This window comes from Achromobacter sp. Root565 (assembly GCF_001427425.1).
GTDB lineage: Bacteria > Pseudomonadota > Gammaproteobacteria > Burkholderiales > Burkholderiaceae_B > Achromobacter > Achromobacter spanius_D.
The window spans coordinates 228,128-252,836 of the sequence record NZ_LMGO01000006.1; the positions used below are offsets into that span (position 1 = coordinate 228,128).

General features: G+C 67.2%; 22 protein-coding genes. 11 read left to right on the top strand and 11 right to left on the bottom strand.

Features of this window, described 5'->3' with window-relative positions; genetic code table 11:
• Positions 1-814 precede the first annotated feature (814 nt).
• Positions 815-1,702, bottom strand: coding sequence for a GlxA family transcriptional regulator (locus ASD71_RS22470; RefSeq protein ID WP_056569932.1), 888 nt, complete (start codon positions 1,700-1,702; stop codon positions 815-817).
• Between the two features lie 90 nt (positions 1,703-1,792).
• Between ASD71_RS22470 and ASD71_RS22475 the strand changes: the two genes are divergently transcribed.
• Positions 1,793-2,467, top strand: a complete 675-nt coding sequence (locus ASD71_RS22475; protein ID WP_056570577.1) for a DJ-1/PfpI family protein — start codon at positions 1,793-1,795, stop codon at positions 2,465-2,467.
• A gap of 11 nt (positions 2,468-2,478) precedes the next feature.
• Here ASD71_RS22475 and ASD71_RS22480 read toward each other — a convergent pair whose 3' ends face one another.
• Positions 2,479-2,961: an Lrp/AsnC family transcriptional regulator gene (locus ASD71_RS22480; protein WP_056569934.1), complete on the bottom strand. Its 483-nt coding sequence runs from the start codon at positions 2,959-2,961 to the stop codon at positions 2,479-2,481.
• Between the two features lie 105 nt (positions 2,962-3,066).
• On the opposite strand from ASD71_RS22480, the gene ASD71_RS22485 reads away from it, so the two are divergent.
• On the top strand, positions 3,067-3,726 hold the full coding sequence (locus ASD71_RS22485) for a LysE family translocator (protein WP_235512294.1): 660 nt from the start codon (positions 3,067-3,069) through the stop codon (positions 3,724-3,726).
• Between the two features lie 565 nt (positions 3,727-4,291).
• On the opposite strand, the gene ASD71_RS22490 is transcribed toward ASD71_RS22485, so the two are convergent.
• A complete protein-coding gene (locus ASD71_RS22490; RefSeq protein ID WP_056569935.1) occupies positions 4,292-6,178 on the bottom strand; it encodes an ABC transporter ATP-binding protein in 1,887 nt (628 codons plus the stop codon).
• A gap of 375 nt (positions 6,179-6,553) precedes the next feature.
• Positions 6,554-10,162 carry a thiol reductant ABC exporter subunit CydC gene (gene cydC / locus ASD71_RS22495; RefSeq protein ID WP_056569936.1) on the bottom strand — a complete coding sequence of 1,203 codons (3,609 nt, stop codon included), beginning with the start codon at positions 10,160-10,162 and terminating at the stop codon, positions 6,554-6,556.
• A 93-nt stretch (positions 10,163-10,255) separates the two neighbouring features.
• Between cydC and ASD71_RS22500 the strand changes: the two genes are divergently transcribed.
• Both ASD71_RS22500 and ASD71_RS22505 read left to right on the top strand, forming a co-directional pair.
• Positions 10,256-11,263, top strand: coding sequence for a LysR substrate-binding domain-containing protein (locus ASD71_RS22500; protein WP_056569937.1), 1,008 nt, complete (start codon positions 10,256-10,258; stop codon positions 11,261-11,263).
• 8 nt (positions 11,264-11,271) lie between these two features.
• Positions 11,272-11,811, top strand: a complete 540-nt coding sequence (locus ASD71_RS22505; RefSeq protein WP_082579038.1) for a DUF4952 domain-containing protein — start codon at positions 11,272-11,274, stop codon at positions 11,809-11,811.
• An 18-nt stretch (positions 11,812-11,829) separates the two neighbouring features.
• Here ASD71_RS22505 and ASD71_RS22510 read toward each other — a convergent pair whose 3' ends face one another.
• The 4 genes from ASD71_RS22510 to ASD71_RS22525 form a co-directional block, all read right to left on the bottom strand.
• A complete protein-coding gene (locus ASD71_RS22510; RefSeq protein WP_056569941.1) occupies positions 11,830-12,618 on the bottom strand; it encodes an ABC transporter ATP-binding protein in 789 nt (262 codons plus the stop codon).
• A complete protein-coding gene (locus tag ASD71_RS22515) occupies positions 12,606-13,376 on the bottom strand; it encodes an ABC transporter permease (protein ID WP_056569942.1) in 771 nt (256 codons plus the stop codon). Before ASD71_RS22515 ends, ASD71_RS22510 begins: the two co-directional genes overlap by 13 nt.
• Before the next feature lie 17 nt (positions 13,377-13,393).
• On the bottom strand, positions 13,394-14,392 hold the full coding sequence (locus ASD71_RS22520) for an ABC transporter substrate-binding protein (RefSeq protein ID WP_056569946.1): 999 nt from the start codon (positions 14,390-14,392) through the stop codon (positions 13,394-13,396).
• Between the two features lie 215 nt (positions 14,393-14,607).
• On the bottom strand, positions 14,608-15,363 hold the full coding sequence (locus ASD71_RS22525; RefSeq protein WP_056569948.1) for an SDR family oxidoreductase: 756 nt from the start codon (positions 15,361-15,363) through the stop codon (positions 14,608-14,610).
• Between the two features lie 166 nt (positions 15,364-15,529).
• Here ASD71_RS22525 and ASD71_RS22530 point away from each other — a divergent pair, with 166 nt between their 5' ends.
• The 5 genes from ASD71_RS22530 to ASD71_RS22550 all read left to right on the top strand — a co-directional run bounded on the left by ASD71_RS22530 (position 15,530) and on the right by ASD71_RS22550 (position 20,034).
• Positions 15,530-16,438: an AraC family transcriptional regulator gene (locus ASD71_RS22530; RefSeq protein ID WP_056569950.1), complete on the top strand. Its 909-nt coding sequence runs from the start codon at positions 15,530-15,532 to the stop codon at positions 16,436-16,438.
• A 111-nt stretch (positions 16,439-16,549) separates the two neighbouring features.
• Entirely contained in the window at positions 16,550-17,737 is a 1,188-nt protein-coding gene (locus tag ASD71_RS22535) for an FAD-binding oxidoreductase (RefSeq protein ID WP_056569952.1), read from the top strand.
• Positions 17,721-18,284, top strand: a complete 564-nt coding sequence (locus ASD71_RS22540; protein ID WP_056569954.1) for a HutD family protein — start codon at positions 17,721-17,723, stop codon at positions 18,282-18,284. Before ASD71_RS22535 ends, ASD71_RS22540 begins: the two co-directional genes overlap by 17 nt.
• 68 nt (positions 18,285-18,352) lie before the next feature.
• On the top strand, positions 18,353-19,102 hold the full coding sequence (locus tag ASD71_RS22545) for an electron transfer flavoprotein subunit beta/FixA family protein (protein WP_056569955.1): 750 nt from the start codon (positions 18,353-18,355) through the stop codon (positions 19,100-19,102).
• On the top strand, positions 19,102-20,034 hold the full coding sequence (locus tag ASD71_RS22550; protein ID WP_056569956.1) for an electron transfer flavoprotein subunit alpha/FixB family protein: 933 nt from the start codon (positions 19,102-19,104) through the stop codon (positions 20,032-20,034). The genes ASD71_RS22545 and ASD71_RS22550 overlap by 1 nt, the downstream gene beginning before the upstream one ends.
• Before the next feature lie 10 nt (positions 20,035-20,044).
• Here the strand turns inward: ASD71_RS22550 and ASD71_RS22555 are convergent, their stop codons facing one another.
• Both ASD71_RS22555 and hutG read right to left on the bottom strand, forming a co-directional pair.
• On the bottom strand, positions 20,045-21,058 hold the full coding sequence (locus ASD71_RS22555) for a LysR family transcriptional regulator (protein WP_056569965.1): 1,014 nt from the start codon (positions 21,056-21,058) through the stop codon (positions 20,045-20,047).
• Positions 21,059-21,090: 32 nt separating this feature from the next.
• Entirely contained in the window at positions 21,091-21,894 is an 804-nt protein-coding gene (gene hutG / locus ASD71_RS22560; protein ID WP_056569966.1) for an N-formylglutamate deformylase, read from the bottom strand.
• A gap of 263 nt (positions 21,895-22,157) precedes the next feature.
• On the opposite strand from hutG, the gene ASD71_RS22565 reads away from it, so the two are divergent.
• Together ASD71_RS22565 and ASD71_RS28075 are read left to right on the top strand one after the other, a co-directional pair.
• Positions 22,158-22,841 carry a MarC family NAAT transporter gene (locus tag ASD71_RS22565; RefSeq protein ID WP_056569968.1) on the top strand — a complete coding sequence of 228 codons (684 nt, stop codon included), beginning with the start codon at positions 22,158-22,160 and terminating at the stop codon, positions 22,839-22,841.
• A gap of 272 nt (positions 22,842-23,113) precedes the next feature.
• Positions 23,114-23,344 carry a hypothetical protein gene (locus tag ASD71_RS28075; protein WP_156395263.1) on the top strand — a complete coding sequence of 77 codons (231 nt, stop codon included), beginning with the start codon at positions 23,114-23,116 and terminating at the stop codon, positions 23,342-23,344.
• A 49-nt stretch (positions 23,345-23,393) separates the two neighbouring features.
• Here the strand turns inward: ASD71_RS28075 and ASD71_RS22570 are convergent, their stop codons facing one another.
• Positions 23,394-24,680, bottom strand: a complete 1,287-nt coding sequence (locus tag ASD71_RS22570; RefSeq protein ID WP_056569969.1) for an LLM class flavin-dependent oxidoreductase — start codon at positions 24,678-24,680, stop codon at positions 23,394-23,396.
• Positions 24,681-24,709 lie beyond the last annotated feature (29 nt).

Genomic DNA, 24,709 nt, shown 5'->3' on the forward strand with positions numbered 1-24,709 from the left:
ACGCGGCGTCTTGCGTCGTGGTGATGACGCTGCGCGTGTGGCTGCTTCTGCGTCAGGTGTCTGACACCCTGGTGAGATTCGCGTCATATGAAGAGCATGTTCCAAGGGTGTCAGACACCGGTGGAAGAGAAGCGTCTTGCGGTGCCCGCCCACGGGCGGCCGCGCGGGCGGCCTTCGTGGGCTTACGCGGCGTCTTGCGTCGTGGTGATGACGCTGCGCGKGTGGCTGYTTCTGCGTCAGGTGTCTGACACCCTGGTGAGATTCGCGTCATATGAAGAGCATRTTCCAAGGGTGTCAGACACCGGTGGAAGAGAAGCGTCTTGCGGTGCCCGCCCACGGGCGGCCGCGCGGGAGGCCTTCGTGGGCTTACGCGGCGTCTTGCGTCGTGGTGATGACGCTACGCGGGTGGCTGCTTCTGCGTCAGGTGTCTGACACCCTGGTGAGATTCGCGTCATATGAAGAGCGTGTTCCAAGGGTGTCAGACACCGGTGGGAGAGAAGCGTCTTGCGGTGCCCGCCCGCGGGCGGCCGCGCGGGCGGCYTTCGTGGGCTTACGCGGCGTCTTGCGTCGTGGTGATGACGCTGCGCGTGTGGCTGCTTCTGCGTCAGGTGTCTGACACCCTGGTGAGATTCGCGTCATATGAAGAGCATGTTCCAAGGGTGTCAGACACCGGTGGTGGCAAACGCTCTCGCTACTTCAAGCGTTGCCGGTCCTAATCGTCAATTGAACTCTAGTTCGTGGGCGCTCGTGCCCACGGGGACTGCGGCGTCGGGCGACCTACGAAGACCTACGAAGATCTGACGCAGCCTTGCCGCTATTGCCGTGGGCGCTTCTGCACCGGACCTACGTGTTGTTCGACGGCCTTCCTTGTCATCTTGCCGGCGCTCTCCAAGGCACCGGCGCGTTCCTCGCGCAGACGCCGCAGCACTTCGGTCGGCGCGACGCCGAAGTGTGCCGCGAACTTGCGCTGGAAGGTGCGCCGCGACATGCGGCAGGCGTCCGCCATGTCGTCGACCGACCAGCGCGCCGACAGCCGTGCCTCCATTTTTTCGACCAGTTCGCGGAACGGCGCGGCCACGCGGTCCTGCAGCCGCAGCGTCTGGCTGTACTGGCGCTGGTCGCCGTTGCGGCGCATGAAGACGACCAGCCGCCGCGCGACTTGCTGCGACAGCGCCGCGCCGAAATCGCGCTCGATCAGCGCCAATGCCATGTCGATGCCAGCGGTGACGCCCGCGGAGGTCCAGTATTTGCCGCTTTCGATGAAGATGCGGTCGTCGTCGACGCGAAGCCCGGGGTAAAGCTGGCGCAGACGGTCGGCCGAGCGCCAGTGCGTGGTCACGGCGCGGCCATCCAGCAGGCCGGTGGCGGCCAGCACGAATGCACCCGTGCAGACGCTGCTGGTGCGACGCGTGCCGGCGTCGCGGCGGCGTAGCCAGGCGCGCGTTTCGCCGTGCGCCGCGGCGCGGTCCACGCCGGGGCCGCCGGGCACCAGCAGCATGTCGATGGACTCGTCGCCGTCCGCTTCGAAGGTGCCGTCGACCTGCATGCGCAGCCCCTGTTCCCAGGTGGAAACCACCGGCGATGCCGCGATCGTGTTCAAGACATACAGCTGGCGGCCCGCTTCTTCGTTGGCCGAGCTGAAGGCCTGCCACGGACCGGCCAGGTCCAGCGGCTGGAAACCGTCATATAGCACGAACATCACGCGTTGTGGCGCGATTGGCGCGCTTTCTGGCGCACCGCGCGGCGCGCGTTCGCCTATGCTGGGCTCTGGCGTTTTCATGGGAGCAACGTCATGCAAGTAAATATCGTCTTGTTCGAAGGGCTGACCCAGCTCGATATGACTGGGCCGTACGAGGTGCTGGCGAACGCGCCGGGCTTCACCGTGGATTTTGTCGCAAAAACGATGGAGCCGGTGCGGTGCGACCGGGGGCTGCGCTTCGTGCCCACGCAGACGATCGACTCGGCGCTGCCTTGCGACCTGCTGGTCGTGCCGGGCGGCCCGGGTACGGACGATGCCATCGTCGATCCGGCGTGGGTGGACTTCACGCGCCGGCAGGGGCAGGGCGCCAAGTACCTGTTCGGTATCTGCACGGGCTCGCTGCTGCTAGGCGCGGCCGGGCTGCTGCGGGGCAAGCGGGCGTCCAGCCACTGGCGCGCGCGCGAACTGTTGGCCCGCTTCGGGGCCACGCCGAGCGACGAGCGCCTGTGCGTGGACGGCAATGTGTTCACGGCCGGCGGCGTGACGTCGGGAATCGACATGGGGTTGAAGGTGGTGGCGTCGCTATGCGGCGAGGACGTCGCCAAGCTGATCCAGTTGCAGATCGAATACGATCCGAAGCCGCCGTTTCCGGGCGGCACGCCCAAGACGTCCGAGCCGGCCATTGTGGAGCGCTATCTGGCGATGTCGCAGGCGCGTTTCGAGCGGCGCAGCGCTTTGGTGGACCGGGCGGCGGCGGCCATGCCGTGAGGTGACGAGCCTTATCGGCCCAGGTGATCCAGCGGCAGGGGACTTTGCGGCTTAACCGTCTGGATCGCGAAGTTGCTGCGGATATCTTTGACGCCCGGCAGTTTCAGCAGGGTATGCAGCAGGAAATGCTCATACCCGCGCAGATCGGGCACCACGACCTGCAACAGAAAGTCGGATTCGCCGGACACGAGGTGCGCGGCGATCACCTCCGGTAGCGCGCTGACCTCGTTGCGGAACATCTCGGCGTCCCGTTCGTGGTGGCGCTCGACCTTCACGCCCACGAACACCGTCAAACCCAATCCGACCTCGTGCGGATCGAGGCGCGCTTCGTAGCCCTGGATGACGCCGGCTTCCTCCATCATCCGCACGCGGCGCAGGCAGGGCGACGGAGACAGACCGATCTGGTCCGCGAGCTCCACGTTGGTGAGCCGGCCGTTCTTCTGCAATGCCTCCAGAATGCGGCGGTCGTAGGCGTCAAGTTGGCGTTTTGGCATGGATGTATGGAATTCGAGTTTTGATTGGCGTGTTGTGCCAGGAATGGTATCCAAGTTGGCAAGAATGGCAAGCACATGCCAGCCCCTTTTTTCTAGAATCTCGCCATGGAAAACTTGTGGTGGAGCGCGGTCATGGCCGATATGGCGTTGTTTCTCGGGGCCCTGCTGATCGTGTACGTGGTGCCCGGGCCAGACATGATCCTGCTGTTGGAAACCGGTCTGCTGCGCGGCCGCGGGCAGGCGCTGGCGGTGGCGGCGGGCTTGGCGATTGCACGCGCGGCGCACGTGACGCTGGCTGCGCTGGGTCTGGCAGCCTTGTTCAAGACCCACCCGTGGGCGTTCGACGCGGCGCGCACGGTGGGCGGTTGCTATCTGGTGTGGCTGGGGATCCGTCTGTTGCGCGCGCCGCTGGCGATTCCGCCCTTGAACGGCGAGGTCGCGCCGCGGCATGCGGGCTGGGGGCCCGCGCTGATGAGCGGGGTGCTCACCAACGTGCTCAACCCCAAGGCGCTGCTGTTCTGCTCGGTGCTCCTGCCGCAGTTCGTGTCCCCCGAGCGCGGCCCGATCGGCCAGCAGTTCGCCGTGCTGGGCGTCATCCTCGTTGGTTTGGGCCTGACGTTCGACGTGCTGTGCGCGCTGGCGGGCGGCGCGGTAGGCCGCTGGATGTCGGCAAGCCCGCGTGCGCAGAAGATTCAGGGCCTGGTCTTCGGCACCGCGCTGATCGGCTTCGGCCTGCGCCTGACATTCGCCAACCGCCCGGGCTGACCGGCGCGGCAACTTGCCAGGTGTCTGACACCCGTGATTTTTAAGGTGTCTGACACCCTGGGGAAGTGATCGGCAGTTTGCGGCTGCATCTCAGAGGGTGTCAGACACCGGGACCGGAGCAACTTGCTGGGTGACTGACGCCCTGACGTTGGTTCTGTATGACCCAATGAGGTGTCAGACACCCGTGATTTTTGAGGTGTCTGACACCCTGAGGAAGTGATCGGCAGTTTGCGGCTGCATCTCAGAGRGTGTCAGACACCGGGACCGGAGCAACTTGCTGGGTGACTGACGCCCTGACGTTGGTTCTGTAGGACCCAATGAGGTGTCAGACACCGGGACCGGAGCAACTTGCTGGGTGACTGACGTTCTGACGTTGGTTCTGTAGGACCCAATGAGGTGTCAGACACCCGTGATTTTTGAGGTGTCTGACACCCTGGGGAAGTGATCGGCAGTTTGCGGCCGCATCTCAGAGGGTGTCAGACACCGGTCCAATGCGGCGAACCGCCAACAAGAAAGGCCCGGCGCGCACTTGCGCCGGGCCTTGTTGCTTCGCACCGCGCCAGCGTTACTTGCCGAAGGCGAACGAAGCTGTGTCGACTTCGTCGGTCTTGGCGGGCGGCGGGACGGCGCCGTCTTCCAGCAGTTCCACCGGATCCAGGCCCTTGGTCAGTTCCAGCGCCTGGCGCTCGAAGAGCCGCCGGTACAGGCCCCCCTTCAGGCGGATCAGCGCGTCGTGGCTGCCTTCCTCGATGACGCGGCCATGGTCCATCACCAGCAGGCGGTCCAGGGCGCGGACCGTCGACAGACGGTGCGCCACGACCAGCGTCGTGCGGCCTTCCATCAGGCGGTCCATCGCGCGCTGGATCAGGACCTCGCTTTCGCTGTCCAGGCTGGACGTGGCTTCGTCCAGGATCAGGATCGGCGCGTCGGCCAGGAACGCCCGCGCAATCGCCACGCGCTGGCGTTCGCCGCCCGACAGCTTCACGCCGCGTTCACCGACCAGCGTCTCGTATCCCTTGGGCAGCGCCATGATGAAGTCATGCGCGCTGGCCAGCCGGGCCGCCTGCTCGATGTCCGCCTGCGATGCGCCCGGGCGGGCATAGGCGATGTTTTCCGCCAGCGTGCGGTGAAACAGCACGGGCTCCTGCTGCACGATCGCGATCTGGCCGCGCAGCGACGCCTGTTTCACCTGGGCGATGTCCTGCCCGTCGATGGTGATGCGGCCACCGTTCACGTCATACAGGCGCTGGATCAGCTTGATGAACGTCGTCTTGCCCGATCCCGAGGGGCCGACCAGGCCCACCCGTTCGCCCGGCGCGATGCGCACCGAGAACCGGTCGTACAGCGCGACATTGTGCGCGCCATAGCGGAACGTCACGTCCTCGAAGCGGATCTCGCCCGCGGTCACCGCGATGTCGCCCGCGCCCGGCCGGTCCTCAACCCCCAGCGGCTGCTTTTCCAGCGACACCAGTTCTTCCATGTCGTTGACCGAGCGCTGCAGGTTGCGGATGTGCATGCCCACGTCGCGCAGATAGCCCTGCAGGACAAAGAACATGGTCAGCGTGAAGGTGATGTCGCCCACGCTGGCCTGATTGCGCGACCACAGCAGCAGCGACGCGCCCAGGATCGAGGCCTGCATGGCGACCAGCATCGCGCCCTGGATGCCGCCGTTGAATGTGGCACGGATCCAGGTGCGGCGCGTGCGCCGTCGCCACTTGTCGATGACGCGGTCAAGCCGTGCCTCTTCACGCGTTTCCGCGCCAAAGGCCTTGACCACCGCGTTGCAGCTGACGGCATCGGCCAGCGCACCGCCCATGCGCGTGTCCCAGGCATTGCCCAGCCGTGCCGCAGGCGCCACGTACGCCAGCGACAACGTCGCGGTGACGGCGATGTAGAGCACCGAGCCGAGGCCCACGACCAGCCCCATCAGTGGCCAATGCGCGCCCAGCAACGCGGTCGCGCCCACCAGCATGACCACCGACGGCAGCAGCGCCACCACAAGCGTGTCGTTCAAGAGGTCCACCGCCCACATGCCGCGCGTGATCTTGCGCACCGTCGAGCCGGCGAAGCTGTTGGCGTGCCAGTCGGTGGAAAACCGCTGCACGCGGTAGAAGGCATTGGAGGCGATGCCGTTCATCATCTTCAGCGTGAAGGTGATGATGTTCTGGAAGACGGCCTGGCGCAGCAGCGTCCCGCCCACGCCCAGCGCGACCAGCAGCCAGAAGGCCGTGATGGCGGCGTTCCAGGCAAGCTGGTCGCCGGCTGCGCCCGACGCCACCGCGTCGACCAGGCGGCCGGCGTACATCGGGGTCAGTACGTCGGCCACGGCAGACAGCAGCGCCAGCGCCACGATCACCACGATGCGCAGCGGTTGCCGGCCCCAATAGCGGAAGGTAAAGCCCAGGACATCCTTGAAGGCCTGTCCTCGAAAGTCGATTTTTTTTCTAGCCATTGCCATGGCCTGGCGGGATAGGGCTCGCCAGGTTCCTTGAAAGGAAAGAGGGAAAACACGCCGTGCGCCGAAAAGGGCGCGGGCAACTGCGTTAGGGGTTCAGATGGGCACGGCGGACCGGTCGCCAGGTAAGGAACTGGCGATGGGGCCGCGCGGGCGACGACTTAATGGCGTCGCGGGGACACGCGCGGGACGGCGTTGGGCATGGGGTACATCATGCGGCCTCCCTGTCGGTGGGTGAGGGGAAAAAAAGGAATGGGCGAGAGGCCCGAATTGCCGATTCTATCGAAGTGATGTAGGCGAATCAACGGGCCGCGCGTGGGGACGGAATGCAATGTCGGTTTTTTTCAACGCGGCGGATGCGGCGAGGCCGCGCTAACCGGGCAGCGACGCCGCGCCAGCAGCCGCGTAGCCGCCCTGATGGCTTGCCAGCCGCGCATACACCCCTTGCTTGCGTAGCAACTGGTCATGCGTGCCGGACTCGGCCAGCGTGCCGCGGTCCAGCACCAGGATCAGGTCGGCATCGCGAATCGTGGACAGGCGGTGCGCAATCACGAGCGTCGTGCGGTGGCGCATCAGCACGTCCAGCGCGCCGCGCACCTGCATTTCCGACAGCGTGTCCAGATGTGAGGTGGCTTCGTCCAGGATCAGCACCGGCGCGTTCTTCAAGAAGGCGCGCGCAATCGAGATGCGCTGGCGCTGGCCGCCCGACAACTGCATGCCGCGTTCGCCCACACGTGTGGCGAGCCCTTCGGGCAGACGCTGCACGAAGTCGGCCAGCGCCGCCTGCTCCAGCGCGCGCATCAGGTCTTCGCGGCTGGCCTCGGGGCGCGCAAGGCGGATGTTGCCTTCGAGCGTGTCGTTGAACAGATAGGTGTCCTGCGTGACCAGCGCGACGCGCTCGCGCAGGCCGTCGAGCTGGAGCTGGCGAACGTCTACGCCGTCCAGCTTGACCGCGCCCTCGCGCGGATCCCAGAAGCGGAGCAACAGGCTGGCGACGGTGCTCTTGCCCGCGCCCGAGGCGCCGACAATGGCCACCGTGGCGCCGGCGGGCGCCGTGAAGCTAAGGTGGCGCAGCGTGTCCTGGCGCTTGCCGGGGTAGGCGAAGCTGACGCGCTCGAAGGTGAGCGACAGGCCGTGCGGCGCCACCGGCGCGGGCAGGGGACCGTCAACGACCGGTTCGGGTTCGTTGGCCACCACGTGCAGTCGGCGCGTGGCGGCAATGGTGTCGGCCAGTTGCCGGCTGACCTGCGAGATCTCGGATACGGGCAGGAACGTCGCCAGCGCGATCAACACCAGCAACGGCAGCATGCCGGCCGGCAGCGCACCGGCCTGCACCTGCAGCGCGCCCACGACGGCCACGGCAAGTCCGCCCAGACCCATCGCGATTTCAAACCACGCGGTCTGACGAGACAGGTCGCGCAGGATGGCAAGACGCCGCGCGCGATAGTGATCGGCCACCTTCAGGAACTGATCGCGGCGCCGGCCCGTCGCCTGGAAGGCGGTCAGGTCGGCCAGGCCCTGGATGGTGTCGGTGGTGTGGGCGCTCATTTCGCCCAGCGCCTCGCGCGCCTTGTCGCCCAGGGCGTCGACGCGGCGCCGGCCTCGCACGGGGGAGACCAGCGCATAGGCCAGGAACGGCAGCAGCGCCAGCGCCACCGGCCAGCTGTAGAACGCGAGAAAACCCAGCACGGACAGCGGCACCAGCACGGACACGATGGCCGGCGCGATGGTGTGCGCGTAGAAATACTCGACCATCTCCACGTCCTGCGTGGCCAGCGCAACCAGATCGCCCGAGCGGCGTTGCAGCAGGTATGCGGGCGCCAGCCGTTCGAGCTTGTCGTAGAGCTTGACGCGCATGTCTGCGAGAAGCTGATAGGCCATCGCATGCGCCAGCCACGATTCCAGCCAATGGAAAAGGGCGGCCAGCGGTGCGGCGATCAGCAGGCCGACGATCAGCGCGGTGGTGTCGCCGCCATCGCGAATGGCGGCCACGATCAGGGCGCTGAACACGCCCACGCCGATGAAGGCGGCGACACGCGCCACGCCCAGCAGAATGGTCGCGATGAGCGTGCCGCGCCACGGGCGCACTACCGACAGCAGTGTGCCCAACGTGGCGCGCCAGCCGACCTGGTCGGCATCGGCATCGAGCGGCCGCAAGGCAGGGCCGGGGGCGTTGCCGTCGTCGGGTTCAGCGGGCGTATTGCCCGAGGCCTGCTGCGCCGCGGGCGGCGAGCCGGCGGCCGGGTTGCGGTGCGCGGCCGCCTGTTCGTGCATCAGGCGGTAGTACAGCCCTTGCTTGCGCATCAGGTCGGCATGCGGTCCGGCTTCGGCCACGCGGCCTTGGTCCAGCACCAGGATGCGGTCGGCGCCGATCACGCTGGCCAGCCGGTGCGCCAGGATCAGCGTCGTGCGGCCCGCCATGAGGCGGTCCAGCGCCTGCTGGATCAGCGCCTCGTTCTCGGTGTCCACCGACGACAGCGCCTCGTCAAGGATCAGGATGGGCGCGTCGCGCAGCAGGGCGCGGGCGATCGCCACGCGCTGGCGCTGGCCGCCCGACAATTGCAGGCCGCGCTCGCCAATGCGCGTGGCGTAGCCGTCGGGCAGCGCCATGATGAAGTCGTCGATGTTCGCGGCGCGGGCGGCGGCGCGGACTTCGTCGGGCATCGCGTCGGGCCGGCCCAGGCGCAGGTTGTCGTCGATGGTGCCGTGAAACAGCGTGATGTCCTGGCTGACCAGCGCGATGTGCGACAAGAGAAACTGGGGGTCCAGCGCGTTGACGTCGTGCCCGCCCACGCGGACCGCGCCCGATTGCGGCACGCATTCGCGCAGCAGCAGCCGCACGATGGTGGATTTGCCGGCGCCGCTGGGGCCGACGACGCCGACCCGTTCGCCCGCCGCGATGCGGAACGCCAGGCCCCGGTGGGCGGCGCGTTCGGGTGTGTACGAGAACGCGACGTCGTCAAATTCGATGGTGGGCGCCAGGCGCGCAGGGCCCGCTTGCGCGGCGCGGGTGTCGGGGGCGGGCGTCAGCGGCTGCGCGTCCATCAGCGCGTGGATGCTGGCGGCGGCCGACTGGCCCAGCATGCCCCGGTGCAGCACCGCGCGCAGGTCGCGCAGCGGGCGGAAGATCTCGGTGCCCGCCATCAGGACGATCAAGAGCGCCTCGACGCTCATGTCGCCCGTGGTCACGCGCCAGGCACCCAGCGTCAGCGCCAGCGCGGCGCCCAGCGCCACCCCCAGGTCGCTGATGCCGCGTGTCAGCAGGCTGACGGACAGCACCCAGAACGTGTTGTCGGACAGGCTGCGCGCGCGGGCGGCCAGCCGTTCGCCCCAGGCCTTGCCCTGGCCATACGACTTGAGCGTGGGCAGGCCCTGCACGGCGTCCAGGAACTCTTCGCCAAATTCATTGAGCGACCGGCTGCGCGCCAGGCTGGCACGGCGGTCCAGCATGTGTACGGCCATCGGCCCGAATAGCGCGAAGAGCGCGGCAGCCAGGAAGACGAGGGCGGTCGGCACGTCCCAGAACGCGATGACGGCAAAGATCGCAAAGGGCGCGGCCGCGGCGATGGCGACCTGCGGCAGGTATTGTCCAAAGAACGTCTGCAACTGCTCGACGCCGTCCACCACGGTCAGCATGACGCCGCCCGTGCGCTGGCTGGCAAACCAGGCCGGCCCCAGCGCGACGATGCGGTCGTACAGCCGCGCGCGCAGGGTGTGCTGGATGGCGGCGGACGTGCGATTGGCCTGCACCGTGCGCCAGTCGTCCAGCAACGCCCGCAGCAGCACCATGGCGGCCACGCACAGCGCCGGCGTCGCCCATTGCTGCCACGGCGCCCCGTCGAACACGCGCGCGAGCAACTGGCCCAGAAACACATACCGCGCAATCCCGGCCGCCAGGGCCAACAGGCCCAGGAAAATGCCGCCCGCCATGCCGGCGCGCAGACCCGCGGTCAGGCGCCACAGCCTCGAATCGAAATACATAGCATTACTCCATCCAGAGCCTGCATCGTCCCCGATCCGGCGCGCGCGCGAAAGCGATGAATTTTCAATCAAGGGTTGAGATAAACTCAACCGATGTCCGATTCCTCTACCCGCACGCCGCCGCTGGCCGCCTTGCGCGCCTTCGAAGCCGTGGCCCGCCTGGGCAGCCTGAGCCGCGCGGCCGCCGAACTGAACGTCACGAAAAGCGCCGTCAGCCATCAATTGCGGGCGCTGGAGGCGGATCTGGGCGCGCCGCTCCTGCGCCGGGGCGGCACCGTGCGGCGCGCCGAGACCACGGAAGCGGGCGCCGCGTTGCTGGCTTCCGTACAACAGGCCTTGACCCTACTGGAGACCGCCTGCCGCAACGTGCGGGCCAGCGCCCGCGGCAAGCGGCGCTACACGCTGAATGTGTCCGCCAACCCGTCGCTGGCCGCCCTATGGCTGGCGCCGCGCATCGGCCGCTTTATCGAACTGCATCCGGACATCGACATCCAGGTGTACCTGCACGCCAGCCAGGATCCGGCCTGGAAGACCCAGGACATCGACCTGGCGTTCCTGCACGTGCGGGCGATGGGGCCGCACATTGCCGCGCCTGGCGACATTCCGCTGATGACGGAAACCGTGGTGCCGGTATGCTGCCCGGCGCTGGTGGCCGAGGCCGACCGCAACGACCCGCGCGTGTTCCTGCGCCACCGCTGGCTGGAAGAAAAGCACATCGACAGCCCCGAAACCGACTGGCGCACGTGGCGGCCGCGGCTGGGTCTGGCGGCGGATGACTGGCAGGATCCGATGGTGCTGAGCGGTCTGAGCACCGTGGTGGCCGCCGCGGCGGCGGGCGTTGGCATCGCGCTGGGCCGCGCGCCGCTGATCGACGAAGACCTGGCCAGCGGCCGGCTGGTGCCATTGACCCCGCATCTGCGCATGCCGGGCTCGTGGGGCTATGTCATGCGCATCCACGCCAACCGGCCGATGGATCCGTCATTGCCCGCGCTGGTGGAGTTTCTATCCGAGGAAGGGCGAAGCACGGGTGCGTGGCAGCGTCCGGGCGACGCATCCGGCGGCGTTGCCGCGCAGCAAACCACGCCATGGGGAGCCCGATGAACCGGGTCATGCCCAACGTCACGCAGCGCCGGACACGGGGAACGCCGTTATTGGCGCCGCTGTTCGCACCCTTGCTGGCCGCCGTGGCGCTGGGCCTTGCGGTGGCCCCGGCCGACGTCCCGGCGCGGGACACCGCCGCCCTGGACCTCCGATCCGCCGAAGCCGAGGCCCGCGCGCAGGGCGTGGCTCCGCCCGGCATGCCCTGCGGGGACTTTCTGCAGGCGTTGGGCCGAAAGCCCGCCCATGTCGAGTACCTGGGGTGCGAGCTGCACGATGACCGGCAGGCCAAGCCCATGATCGCGCGCTACCAGGTGATCGGCGCCCACGCGGCGGCGGCGCACGCCCAGCTCAGCGAAGCGTTCGGCCTGCCGCCGCTGCTATACGTCTGCTGCGGTTGGGAAACCGCGCCGCATTCCTGGCGCGGCGGGCAGGACGGCCTGCAATACGGCCTGGGCATGGGGGTGGAAGCGCCGCGCTATCCCAGCGACGAGTGGGGCAGGATTCCCGCTTTCAGCATCACGGTCACGCTGTACACCGACGTCATCTAGGCCGAGCGCGCGCTTGCGTTAATCCCCGGCCAGTTCCATGCTGCGCGTCACTTCCTCCTGCACGCGTTCCCAGATCGCCCGTTTCAGTTCCACAAAGCGCGGCGACAGCTGCACGTCGGCGCTGCGCGGATGCGGCAGGTCGTTCTGGATGTCCTGCACGATGCGGCCGGGCTTGGAGCCCATGACGGCCATGCGCGTCGACAGGGTCAGGGCCTCGTCGATGGAGTGCGTGATGAAGACGATGGTCTTGCCGCTTTGCTCGTAGATCGACAGCAACTGGTCTTGCAGCACTTGCCGGGTCATGGCGTCCAGCGCCGCGAACGGCTCGTCGAACAGCATCACGTCCGGGTCGTTGGCCAGCACGCGCGCGATGGACACGCGCTGCTTCATCCCGCCCGACAGCGCGTGCGGGAACTTGTCCGCCGCGTGCTTCAGGCCCACCATCTCGATGAATTTGCGGGCGATCGGGGCGCGTTCCTGGCGCGACATGCCGCGCATCTTCAGGCCGAACTCGACGTTTTCCTGCACCGTGCGCCACGGAAACAGCGCGTACTGCTGGAACACCATGCCGCAGGCCGCGGTCACATCGGTGACCTTTTTGCCGTTGATTTCCACCGATCCCGTGTTGGGCGTGATGAAGCCCGCCATAAGGTTCAGCAGCGTCGACTTGCCGCAGCCCGAGGCGCCCAGCAGCACCAGGAATTCCCCGCGCTTGACCTCCAGGTTGACCTTGTCCAGCACGGGCACTTCGCCATAGGCCTTGGAGACGTCCGTCAGCCGGATCATCGTGTCGTTCATCGCTGCCATGCCAGCACCCATCGTTCAAGAAGCCGCAAACACAGATCGGTCACCAGCACGGTGAAACTGATCAGCACCATGCCCAGCACCACGGTGTCGGTCTGGAAGAATTCCTTGCCGTTCATGATCATGAAGCCCAGGCCTTCCTTGGACGCCACCAGCTCGGCCGAGATCACGCAGGTCCACGACAGACCCAGAATGATCTTCATGCCCGACAGGATCTGCGGCAGACAGCCCGGAAACAGCACCTCGCGCATGACCTGCCAGCGGTTGGCGCCCAGGTTGCGCGCGGCGCGCACCAGCACCGGGTCGATGCTGCGCGAGGCCTCCATCACGTACAGCAAAGCGGGCACGAACGACCCCATGAACACGATGCTGTACTTCTGCGTTTCGGTGATGCCGAACCACAGCAGCGACAGCGGAATCCAGCTCATGGACGGCAGGGGACGCAGGAACGAGATGATGGGATCGAAGACGGCGCGCGCCACCTTCGACGTGCCCAGCAGGATACCCAGCGGAATCGCCACGATCACCGCGGCCAGAAAGCCCACCATGACGCGGCGCGTGGACGCAAGCACGTTGTAGAACAGCGTGCCCTGGTCGGATAGGGATAGCGCGCGCGCCAGGACCTGGGACGGCGCGGGCAGGAAGATGGGGTCGACCGCGCCGGCGCGGCACAGGCCTTCCCACATCAGCAGAAAACCCAGCAGCGAGAACACGCTGACCCAGAGCAGGCGTGTTTCGCGGGATGACGAACGTGTGGACATAGGCAGCTGTCCCGAACTCAGAGGTACGCGGACTGGACCCAGTCCTTGACGGTGGGCGCGCGGTCGATCTGCTTGAGCGACACCAGCATCTCGGCCAGCTTCTGCATGCCGTTCACGAAGTTGCCGGGTTCGATCATCAGCGCCTTCTGGTCTTCGGCGGAATACCACTGCGTCTGCTTGATGACGGCAAGCTGCTCGTCCTTGGACAGGCCGGTCAGCTCCAGCAGCACGCCGGCCGCTTCCTCGGGCTGGTTCGTCAGCATGGCGTTGGCCTGGAACACCGCCTGCAGGAACTTGCGCACGGCGTCCGGGTTCTCCTTGCCCAGCTTGGCATGCGTCAGCAGCACGTCCGGCCCGGGGGTGATGGCGTACTGCTTGTAAAGCGAGAACGCGGTGTCGTCCAGCAGCACATGCGTGCCCGGCACGGCCTTGATGCGGTCAAACGCGGGCGTCCAGGCCACGGCCGCGTCGATCTGGCTGCCCTGGTAGGCCGACAGCAGGTTGGTCGCGGGCAGGTTGATGATGGAGACGTCGCGGTCGGGGTTCAGGCCCGCCTGGCGCAGCACGTCCAGCAGCAGCACGTGGGCGCTGGAGGCGTACGTGACGCCGATCTTCTTGCCCTTCAGGTTGGCAACGGACTTGACGTTGTCGCGCACCAGCACGCCTTCGGCGCGGCCGAAGTTGTTGGGGGTGGCAATGACCTGGAACTGGCGCGCGCCCGCGGCCATCAGCGCCAGCGACGACACCACGCCGGTGCCCGCCAGGTCGACATTGCCCGCCATCACCGCGCTCATGCGGTCCGACGATGTGGCAAAGCTCTGCCACTTGATGTCCAGACCCTGCTTGGCAAAGAGGCCCGTCTTCATCGCGATGTAGGCGGAGTAATGGCCCAGCCAGGCCGAGCCGCCATAGGTGTAGGACGCGCCTGCGGCGCGGCCGATCATCGGAAAGCCCAGGGCGCTTGCGCCCGCAAGTGCAGCGGTGCGCACCAGCATGGCGCGGCGATTCATGTTCATATTTTTCCCCTACTTGAATGTAGATTGACCGATAGATTCCATGTCGCCAGCACTCTGGGGTGCGGCAGGCAAGACTTTCGCCCGATCGCCCGGCGGCGGCATGAATATAAGGAACGGCGATGGTCAACATCAGCGGCGCTTAAAGAGCCGCACTTCTACAAGGGGAGACCCGTTCGGGCCGCGCAAGGAGGCGGCCCGGTGTGGTGCCGCGCGCGTCAGATGCCCTGGCCGCCCGACACCTCGATGCGCTGGGCGTTGACCCATCGGTTGTCTTCGGACAGCAGGCTGGCGATCATCGGCCCGATATCGTCGGCCACGCCCACGCGGCCTAGCGCGGTCATGTCCGCGAAGGCCTTGTTGAATTCGGGCGTGTCGCGCACTGCGCCGCCCAGAAAGTCCGTCTCGATGGCGCCCGGCGCCACCGCGTTGACGGCGATGCCGCGGTGGCCGAGTTCCTTGGCCAGGTAGACCGTCAGCACCTCGACGGCGCCCTTGGCCGCCGCATACGCGGCCCAGCCCGGCGCCGACACGCGCGTCAGGCCGCTGGACAGGTTCACGATGCGGCCGCCGTCGGACAGCAGCGGCAGGAGGCTTTGCGTCAGAAAGAACACGCCCTTGAAGTGCACGTCGATCAGCTTGTCGAACGCTGCCACGCTCATGTCGGCAATCGGCGCCATGTCGCCATGTCCCGCGTTGTTGACCAGGTGATCGAAGGTGTCACGCTGCCACGTTTGGGCCAGCGCCGTCCGCAGCCGCGCGACGAAGTCTGGAAAGGCGGCCACATTGCCCGCATCCAGCTGCAGCGCCACGGCCTTGCCGCCCAGCCGCTCGATCTCGGCGACGACTTCGTCGGCCTGCGCCGCGCGGCTCTGGTAGGTGATGACGACGTCGTTGCCTCTGCGGGCGAGGGCCAGGGCGGCGCTGCGGCCCAGGCCGCGGCTCGAACCGGTGACAAGAGAAATCGTGCTCATGAAAAGGCTCCTTGGTGGTATTCGGTGAGGGTTCATTCTGTGGCGGATGCACCGGATCGCCTTTGCCTGAACCTGGGCGTTGTTGGCCTGATCCTCCAAATGAGCGTCCCGGCGCGCGGGAACCCATTACGATGGCCCGGTGGCAAACCCTTGGTGATCCCTCCCCATGACCGACACGTTGCTCAACGACACCTTGCGCGCCGCCGCGAGCCGTTACGCGCAAGCCCACGCCGGTCCGGCGGGCGTGGCACAAACGCCCATTCCGGGGTTGGCCGTCATCCGTGCGTTGCAGCCCACCGGGCTGGACTACGCGATCTCGCGGCCGCTCGCGTGCCTGGTGCTGCAGGGCGCCAAGCGCGTGGCGCTCGGCGCGAACACGTTCGACTTCAGTGCCGGCGATTCGCTGCTGATCACGGCCGATGTGCCCACTGTCAGCCAGATCACGCGGGCCAGCCCCGGAGAGCCGTACTTTTCGCTGGTACTGGACCTGGATCTGGCCGTGATTGGCGACTTGGCCCTGGAAATGAAGGTGGGGCCGGTGGACCCGGGCGCGCCCGTCCGGGTGGAACAGACCGACGCCGAGGTCGCCGACGCCGCGCTGCGCCTGTTGCGACTGGTCGAACGGCCGTCGGCGTTGCCGGTCCTGCAGGCGCAGCTGGTGCGGGAAATGCACTATTGGCTGCTGACCGGCCGCCACGGGCAGGCGATCCGCCAGCTTGGCTGGCCGGGCAGCGCCGCCCAGCGCATTGCACGCGCGGTCGCGGTGCTTCGCGCCGAGTTTGCGCAGCCGCTGCCGGTCGAGCGGCTGGCGGCGGCGGCCGGCATGAGCCCGTCGTCGTTCCACCAGCACTTTCGGGCGGCCACGTCGCTGTCGCCGTTGCAGTTCCAGAAGCAGCTGCGCCTGATCGAGGCGCGCCGGCTGATGACCGCCGAAGGCGCGACGGCCAGCAGCGCGGCGTTTGCGGTGGGCTATGAAAGCGCCCAGCAGTTCACCCGCGAGTACCGGCGGATGTTCGGCCTGCCGCCGGGCAAGGACGCCGAGGCGATCCGAGGCGCGGTTGGCGCGGCCGCCTGATCGCGGGCGCACCTTTCCAGAACGCTTTTATTAAGTATTCGCGGCGCTTATATTGCGGCGGCTCCGAAAAGGCGGGTCCACACTCGCCGCACTTGTCCTTGGAGCCTTGTCGTGAAAAGTTATGACGTGATCGTGATTGGTGCCGGCGTGATCGGCAGTTCGGTGGCGTTTCACCTGGCCGAACTCGGCGCGAAGAACGTGCTGGTGCTGGACCGCGAGACCATCGGCGCGGGCACTACGTCGCAGTCGTCCGGCATCCTGCGCACGCACTATTCTGTGCGCGAGAACGTGGAGCTGGCCCAGCGTTCTTGGAGCGTGTTCAACAATTTCGCCAGCTATCTGGGCGACGAAGAGGCCTCGTGCGGCCTGGTCAAATGCGGCTACCTGATCACCGCCGCCGACGACGACAAGCTGGAACCGCTGCGCGGCGCGCTGGCCCAGCAAGCGGCGCAGGGCATCGCGCTGGAATTGCTGAATGCCGCGCAGGCGCGCGAGCTGCTGCCCATCGCGTCCTTCGACAACGCTGCGCTGATCGGCTATGAGCCGGAGGCGGGCTTTGCCGACGCGTATCTGGTGGCCACCAGCTTCGCGCGCGGCGCCCGCCGCCGCGGCGTCACCATCCGCGAAAACGTCAACGTCCAGCGCCTGATCATCGACAACGGCCGCGTGACGGGCGTGGTGACATCCGAAGGCGACTACAGCGCGCCGCTCGTCATCAGCACGCAGAACATCTGGACACCGGAGCTTGCCGGCTGGACGGGCGTCGCCATGCCCGTCGTGCCGGAGCGCCATGCCGTGCTGGCGCTGGAGTGCGAGGCTGCGCCTTACACGTATTCGATGCCGGTCTTCAAGGACCTGGCCTCGCCCGGCATGCTGTATTGCCGCAGCTACGGCGGCAACCAGATGCTGGTCAGTGAAGGAATTGTCGGCGAGGCGCTGCAAAAGAGCGATGCTGAGCAGGGTGATATTCCGCTGGACTACGTGGCCGAGGTGGGTGCGCAGGTGGCGGACCGCTTCCCCGCGTATGAGACCGCCGGGCTGGCGTCTTCCTGGACCGGCGTCTACGACGTGACGCCCGACTGGAACCCCGTGCTGGGCCGCGTGCCGGGCGTCGAAGGGTTGATCGTGGGCTTTGGGTTCTCGGGTCACGGCTTCAAGCTGTCGCCCACGGTGGGCCGCGTGCTGGCGCAAGAGGCCCTGGGCCTGGCGACCGACGTGTCGCTTACGCCTTATGAATTGGGGCGCTTTCAGCGCGGCGCGCTCTTGACCGGGAAGTACGGCCTTGGCGCAGTTTCCTGATTCGCGCGGTCCGGTGCGCGCCAGCTGGCTCGCGTTGCCGCCCGAGCCGTGGAAGAACGGAGGAGGCGTCACGCGCACGCTGGCGGCCGATCCGGCTGGACGGTGGCGCGTGAGCATCGCCGATATCGAACGCGACGGGCCGTATTCGCGCTTTCCGGGGTTTGACCGCGTGTCGGTCGTGCTGGCGGGCGAGGGGGTGATGCTGCAAGGCGAGGGTGTCGCCGTGGCATTGCGGCCCCTCGAGCCGGCTGCGTTTGGCGGCGACGCGTTGCTGCAATCGACCTTGGTCGGCGGAGCCGTGCGGGTGCTGAATCTCTTTGTCTTGCGTGGTGCTGCGGTGGCATCGGTGACGTGTTCGGACGTGGCGTCCGGTTGCTGCGAGGTCGGTTCGCTGCCGGCCGGCGCGGACGGGCGCGACGTCACGCGGCTCGTGGTGACGTCGGAGGAATACCAGATGTCGCGCGGCGCCAACCCCCGCACTGCAGCCACGCAAAGCGACTTCGCCGTGATCCTGGACATCACCGTCCAGGGAAGCGTCCCGAACTGACCAACCTGCAGCCGTCCCCGCCACGACGCGGGAACGGCCGTTGATTCCTTTCACTCAGGAGTGTTTCCATGAAGGTACTTGCCGCGGTCAAGCGCGTGGTTGACTACAACGTCAACGTGCGCGTCAAGGCCGACCAGAGCGGCGTGGACATCGGCAACGTCAAGATGTCGATGAACCCGTTCGATGAAATCGCCGTCGAGGCGGCCGTGCGCCTGAAAGAGCAGGGCGCGGCTGCCGAGGTCGTGGCCGTGTCTTGCGGCACGGCGCAGTCGCAGGAGACGTTGCGCACGGCGCTGGCCATCGGCGCCGACCGTGGCGTGCTGGTGCAGACGGATGCCGCGTTGCAGCCGCTGGAAGTCGCCAAGCTGCTGCGCGCCGTCGTGGACAAGGAAGCGCCCGCGCTGGTGATCCTGGGCAAGCAGGCCATCGACGACGACGCCTGCCAGACCGGCCAGATGCTGGCGGCCCTGCTGGGCTGGCCGCAGGCCACCAACGCCAGCGCCATCGCCATCGGCGAAGGCACGGCGCGCGTCACGCGCGAGGTGGACGGCGGCCTGGAAGTGGTGGAACTGACGCTGCCCGCCATCGTCACGGCGGACCTGCGCCTGAACGAACCGCGCTACGTCACGTTGCCCAACATCATGAAGGCCAAGAAAAAGCCGTTGGACGTGGAAACGCCGGACGCGCTGGGTGTGGATCCCGTGTCCCGCCTGCAAACGCTGCGCGTCGAGGAACCGGCGGCGCGCGCGCCCGGCATCAAGGTCGCCGACGTGGCCGCGCTGGTCGACAAACTGAAGAACGAAGCCAAGGTGATCTGATGACTGTCCTCGTTATTGCCGAACACGATAATCGGGCGCTGAACGGCGCCACGCTCAACGCCATCGCCGCTGCCGCCCGGCTGGCCATGCCGATCCACGTGCTGATCGCGGGCGGGGACGCGCAGCCGGTCGCCGAGGCCGCTGCGCGGGTGGCCGGGGTGGAAAAGGTGCTGCTGGCGCAGGCGCCGCAGCTTGCCGACGGTCTGCCGGAAACCGTGGCCGCGCAGGCGGTGGCGGTTGCCGCTGGGTATTCGCACGTCTTCCTGGCCGCGACGGCGCAGGGCAAGGGCGTGGCGCCGCGCATTGCCGCCTTGCTCGACGTGGCGCAGGTCTCGGACGTCATCGAGGTGCTGGCGCCTGATACGTTCAAGCGTCCGATCTATGCCGGCAACGCGATCGCGACGGTCAAGAGCGGCTATCCGGTGGTCGTGGCCACGATCCGCCCCACGGCCTTTGACGCGGTGTCAGCCGAGGGCGGCAGCGCCACGGTGGAAGCGGTCGAGGCCGTGGCGGGGGCGGGCTTGTCGCGCTTCATCAGCCGCGAGATCGCGGTGTCCGAACGCCCCGACTTGGGCGGCGCGCGCGCGGTGGTGTCGGGCGGACGCGGCCTGGGCAGCGCGGAAAACTTCAAGCTGCTGGATCCGCTGGCCGAAAAGCTGGGCGCGGCGCTGGGCGCCTCGCGCGCGGCCGTCGACGCGGGCTATGCGCCCAACGACTGGCAGGTCGGCCAGACCGGCAAGATCGTCGCGCCGGAACTGTACGTGGCCGTCGGGATCTCGGGCGCCATCCAGCATCTGGCGGGAATGAAGGACTCCAAGGTCATCGTCGCCATCAACAAGGACGGCGACGCGCCGATCTTCGGCGTGGCGGACTACGGTCTGGTCGGCGACCTGTTCGAGGCCGTGCCGGCGCTGACGTCGTCGCTGTCGTGAGGGTGGGGCGTTAGCGCCGCAGGCTGCGCCACAGCGTGGCCGGCGGCAGCCCCAGCGCCGGGGCAAGTTCCTTCTGGATCAAGCGCTCCATGGCCATCAGGATCACGTCGCGTGCTTCAGAGGGCAGCTTGCCCACCTCCTGCTGGCGCGCGGCCAGATACAGCGTGCGCGACAGGGCGGGATCGTCGGCCCGCGTCGCGCCCAGGAAGGGCGCGAGCGGCAGCACGCGCAACTGGTCCAGGAAATGGCGCGACTGCCAGATGCACAGCGGCGTGCTGATGCCAAAGCCCAGCCCGGCCGTGACCAGGCTGAGCAACGGATCGGTATTGTCGAATTCGTAAGTGCGCTCGATCATCACGCCGTGTGACTCGACCAGCCGGTCGATCTCGGCGCCGATGAACGAGCGCGCGCTGTAGCGGATGAACTGGGCGCGCTGGCCCAGTTCCTTCAACGTGTCGATCCGGTCCATGCTCATCGAGCGCGGCACGATCAGCACGTAGGGTTCGCTGAACAGGCTGTATTTGCGGATAGTGGGCTTGCCCGCCGACGCGCTGGTGGTGACGACGAGGTCCAGTTGCCGGTCTTCGAGCTGCTTGTCCAGCACGGGCGTGATGCCCGACCACAGCCGGATCTGGCGCGACGCGCCGGACAGGCCGTGGATCAGCGTTGGCCCCAGCGTGCCGGCAAACGAGTCCACGCAGCCGAAGCGCACGATGTTGCGCTTGGCCCGGCTAAGGTTGCGCACGCTTTCGGTCATGTCGCCGGCCTGCGCCAGCAGCCGCGCCGCGTGTTCAAAAAGCAGCTCGCCCGCCGGCGTGGGCCGGGCGGGGCGGGTGCTGCGGTCCAGCAGTTCGGTCGACATGGCGGCTTCAAGCTGCTTGATCCGCTGCGACACCGCCGCCTGCGAAAATCCCAGCAGTCGCGCCGCACCCGAGACCGACGCCGCTTCCACCACGGCTACCCACGTCAACAGCAGGTTCCATTCTGGATAATTTTCCGTGCTGCTGAACGAAAAACGGTTCATGGCGTGGGCATCCGGCGGCGTTTGGAATGGGCTTAGCGCTGGCGCGCGGTGGTCTGGCGCAACGCAGCGGTCACCATGCCTTCGACCACCGGAATGACCTTGTCTGCCAGATCGGGGCGATAGCCGTACGGGTGCGTTTCGTCCATGTAGGTGGACTGGCACATTTCGAGCTGGATGGCGTGGACGTTGTCGGCCGGCGACCCGTAGTGACGCGTGATGTAGCCGCCCTTGAAGCGGCCATTGACGGCCCAGGTGTAATCCGTGCAGCCGTTCAACTGCTCATGCACGGCGGCCAGGATGTCGGGCGCGCAGGAGGCGCCGTCGGACGTGCCGATGTTCAGGTCGGGCAGCTTGCCCTCGAATAGGCGCGGCAGGACGCTGGCGATCGAGTGCGCTTCCCACAGCAGCACCGTGCCGTGCTCGGCCTTGATGCGGTCGATTTCCTCGCGCAGCTTGGCGTGATACGGCTTCCAGTACGCGTCCAGGCGCTGAGCGCGCTCCGCGTCGGTCAGCACGGCGTCGTTCTGGTACAGCGCATCGCCGCGAAACGCCTGGGTGGGACACAGGCCGGTTTTGGTCTGCCCAGGGTACAGGCTTTCGTCGTTGGGCGGTCGGTTCAGGTCGACGACGTAACGCGAATAGCGCGCGCCCAGCACGGACGCGCCCAGCGCCTGGGCGAACTGATACAGGGTGTCCAGATGCCAGTCGGTGTCGCCGGATTGCAGGGCAACATCGGTCATGTGCGGACGCTGCGCGTCGGGGATCTGGCTGCCGAGGTGGGGAATGGAGATCAGCAGCGGGGCGGTGCCGCGGCTGAATTGATAGAGGTCGGTCAAGAGGAAACTCCGGGTGGCAATGGCAATGCGCCGCGGCAAAGCCGCAGGCAGCGGGCGCTTGTATGCTAGGCAGCGCGGCCCGCTGCGGGAATTGCATCAGTTTAATGGATGCTGATGATTAGCCAAGCCGATGCTGGACGCGTTGGCCGCAGGGCGTTCACCGTGGGCCGCGTGCCGGATCGGCCGCTTGGCCGTGGCTCGTTGACGGAATTACCGGGCCGCGTGAGGTAGAGTAGACGGCGCGCATACTTTAGCGAGCGGTCATGATCGATGAACTGATTCAACTGGGCAAGCTCGTCAGCCTGGGTCTGGCGCTCATGCTGCCGCTGGCCAATCCGCTGACGTCCATGACGCTGCTGCTGTCGCTCGGCCAGCAGATTCCGTTCAAGGAACGGCAGAAGCAGGTGACCCAGGCGGCGTTCTACGTTGTCGGCATCATGCTGGTGACGTATTACGCTGGCGCGCTGCTGATGCACACCTTCGGCATTTCCATTCCCGGGCTGCGCATCGCGGGCGGGCTGATCGTGGTCAGCATCGGCTTCAGCATGCTGTTTCCGTCGGACCAGCCGCGCGCGCTGGAGGCCGAAGCCGCGGCCGACGCGCTCGCGCACCCAAGCCCCAACATCGCCTTCGTGCCGCTGGCGTTGCCGGGCACGGCGGGGCCCGGCACGATTGCGATGATCATCAGCGGCGCGTCGTCGGTCGATACGGCCATCGCACCTGACTATGCGCGCTGGGTGGTGGCCGTGACCCCGGTCATCGTGTTTTCGCTGCTGGGGCTGCTGTTCTGGATCTGCCTGCATTTTGCGGGCCGCATCGTTGCCGTGATCGGCAAGAGCGGCGTCGAGGCCATTTCGCGCGTCATGGGCTTTCTGCTGGTCTGCATGGGCGTGCAGTTCGTGATCAACGGCGTGCTGGAGATCGTGGGCAAATATCCCAACTTGTAGCTGCCTTCGTTGTAGCTGCCGCGACAATGCCCGGCGGCCGGGGCTTGCTGCCGGCGTGACGAGCCGGCCAGGTAGTCGCGATGATTTTGATTTCACCCCGTTTCGTGCGGCTTGCTGGAACATAATCTACGCTACATTACATTTTTTAATATTCGCCGCGGGGCAGTCCTGCATCACCGCGGCGACGGCTTTTGTATGTGCGACATCATGATTAACGACAAGATCAGGCAGTGCGCGGCAGCCCGCGAATTTATCGGGTTTGGTGCGCGGAAGTGCCGATCAAGCACCTGCGGCCTGGCTACCGCAATCTGCAACGGTGCGTCGTGATGGCCTGGCTGCTCTTTATCGTCGTGGGGCTGGTGCTCACCGGCATCGTCACCGCCTTGATGCGCGAGCCTGGCGTCCGCCTTTACGACTGGATCGCCACCCGCGCGCCGGCCGCAACGGCCGTTCGCATCCGGCCCTCCGGGAACCTATCCCCGACACCAAGCGCGAACCGCTGACCCAGACGGGCTGATCCGCTCGGCACCTTTCGGTCCGGCGTCAGCCCTGTCAGCGGCCCGGTCTTTGCAGGCCCAGATGCCCGCGCAGCGTGGCGTGTTCGTAGTCTTTACGGAACAGCCCGCGCTGTTGCAGCACCGGCACCACCTGCTCCACGAAGTCGTCGATGCCGCCCGGCAGCGACGGGGGCATCAGGTTGAAGCCATCGGCGCCTTCGTTCCTGAACCAGTGTTCCATCCGGTCAGCGATTTGCTCCGGCGTGCCCACCATCGTGCAATGTCCGCCGCCCGCGGCCAGCCGGCCAAGCAATTGGCGCACGGTGGGCTGTTCGGTTTCGATGATGCGCAGGATGGTCCCGTAACGGCCCTTGGGGCCGGTGAACGCGGACAACGGGGGCAGGGGCGGCACGGGCGCGTCCAGTTCCCAGCCCGAACAATCCTGCAAGACGAACGTGCCCAGTTGGCGCAATGAGGCGTCCGCGGGCAGCAGCTCGTCCAGTTCGCGCTGCTTGGCGCGGGCTTCGGCCTCGGTCGAGCCGACATAGGTCACGAGGCCCGGCATGATCGGCACAAAGGCGTCGCGGCCCGCCGCCCGCACGCGCTGTTTGATGTCGCGGTAGTAGGACTGCGCGGCCGGCAGGTCGTAGGCCACCGCATAGATGGCCTCCGCGCGGCGCGCCGCCAGATCGCGGCCCTGGTCCGAGGCGCCCGCCTGGAACAGCACCGGATGCCCTTGCGGCGGACGCGGCACCGTGAGCGGGCCGTCCACCAGGAAATGCTCGCCATGATGGTCTATCTTGTGCAGGCGGTCCGGCACGCCGAAGTGGCCGTTGCGGTCGATGACCAGCGCGTCGTCGTCCCACGAGTCGAAGAGCCGCAGCGCGACGTCGACAAATTCCTCGGCGCGGGCGTAACGCCAGTCGTGGCCGGGCATGGCTTCGTAGCCGTGGTTGCGCGCTTCGGCATCGAACATCGACGTCACCACGTTCCAGCCCATGCGGCCGCCGGAAATGTGGTCCAGCGAGGCCACCATGCGCGCCGCATGAAATGGCGTGAAGAACGTGCTGGACACCGTGCTGATCAGGCCGATGCGCGAGGTGGCGCGGGCGATCGCCGCCATCGTGGTGAGGGGTTCAAGATACCAGCGCGGACCGTCGCCGATGTTGTCCATCGACTGGCCGTCGGCAAAGAAAATGGCGTCCAGCTTCCCGCGCTCGGCCGTGCGAGCCAGGTTTTCGTAGTAGCTGATGTCGCCCAGCCGCTCGGCCGCCGAGTCCGGGTGGCGCCAGGCCGCGCGATGGTGGCCGCAGCCGAAAATGAACAGGTTCAGGTGCATCATGGCGATCAGCTCGTCGATTGCGTCATCAG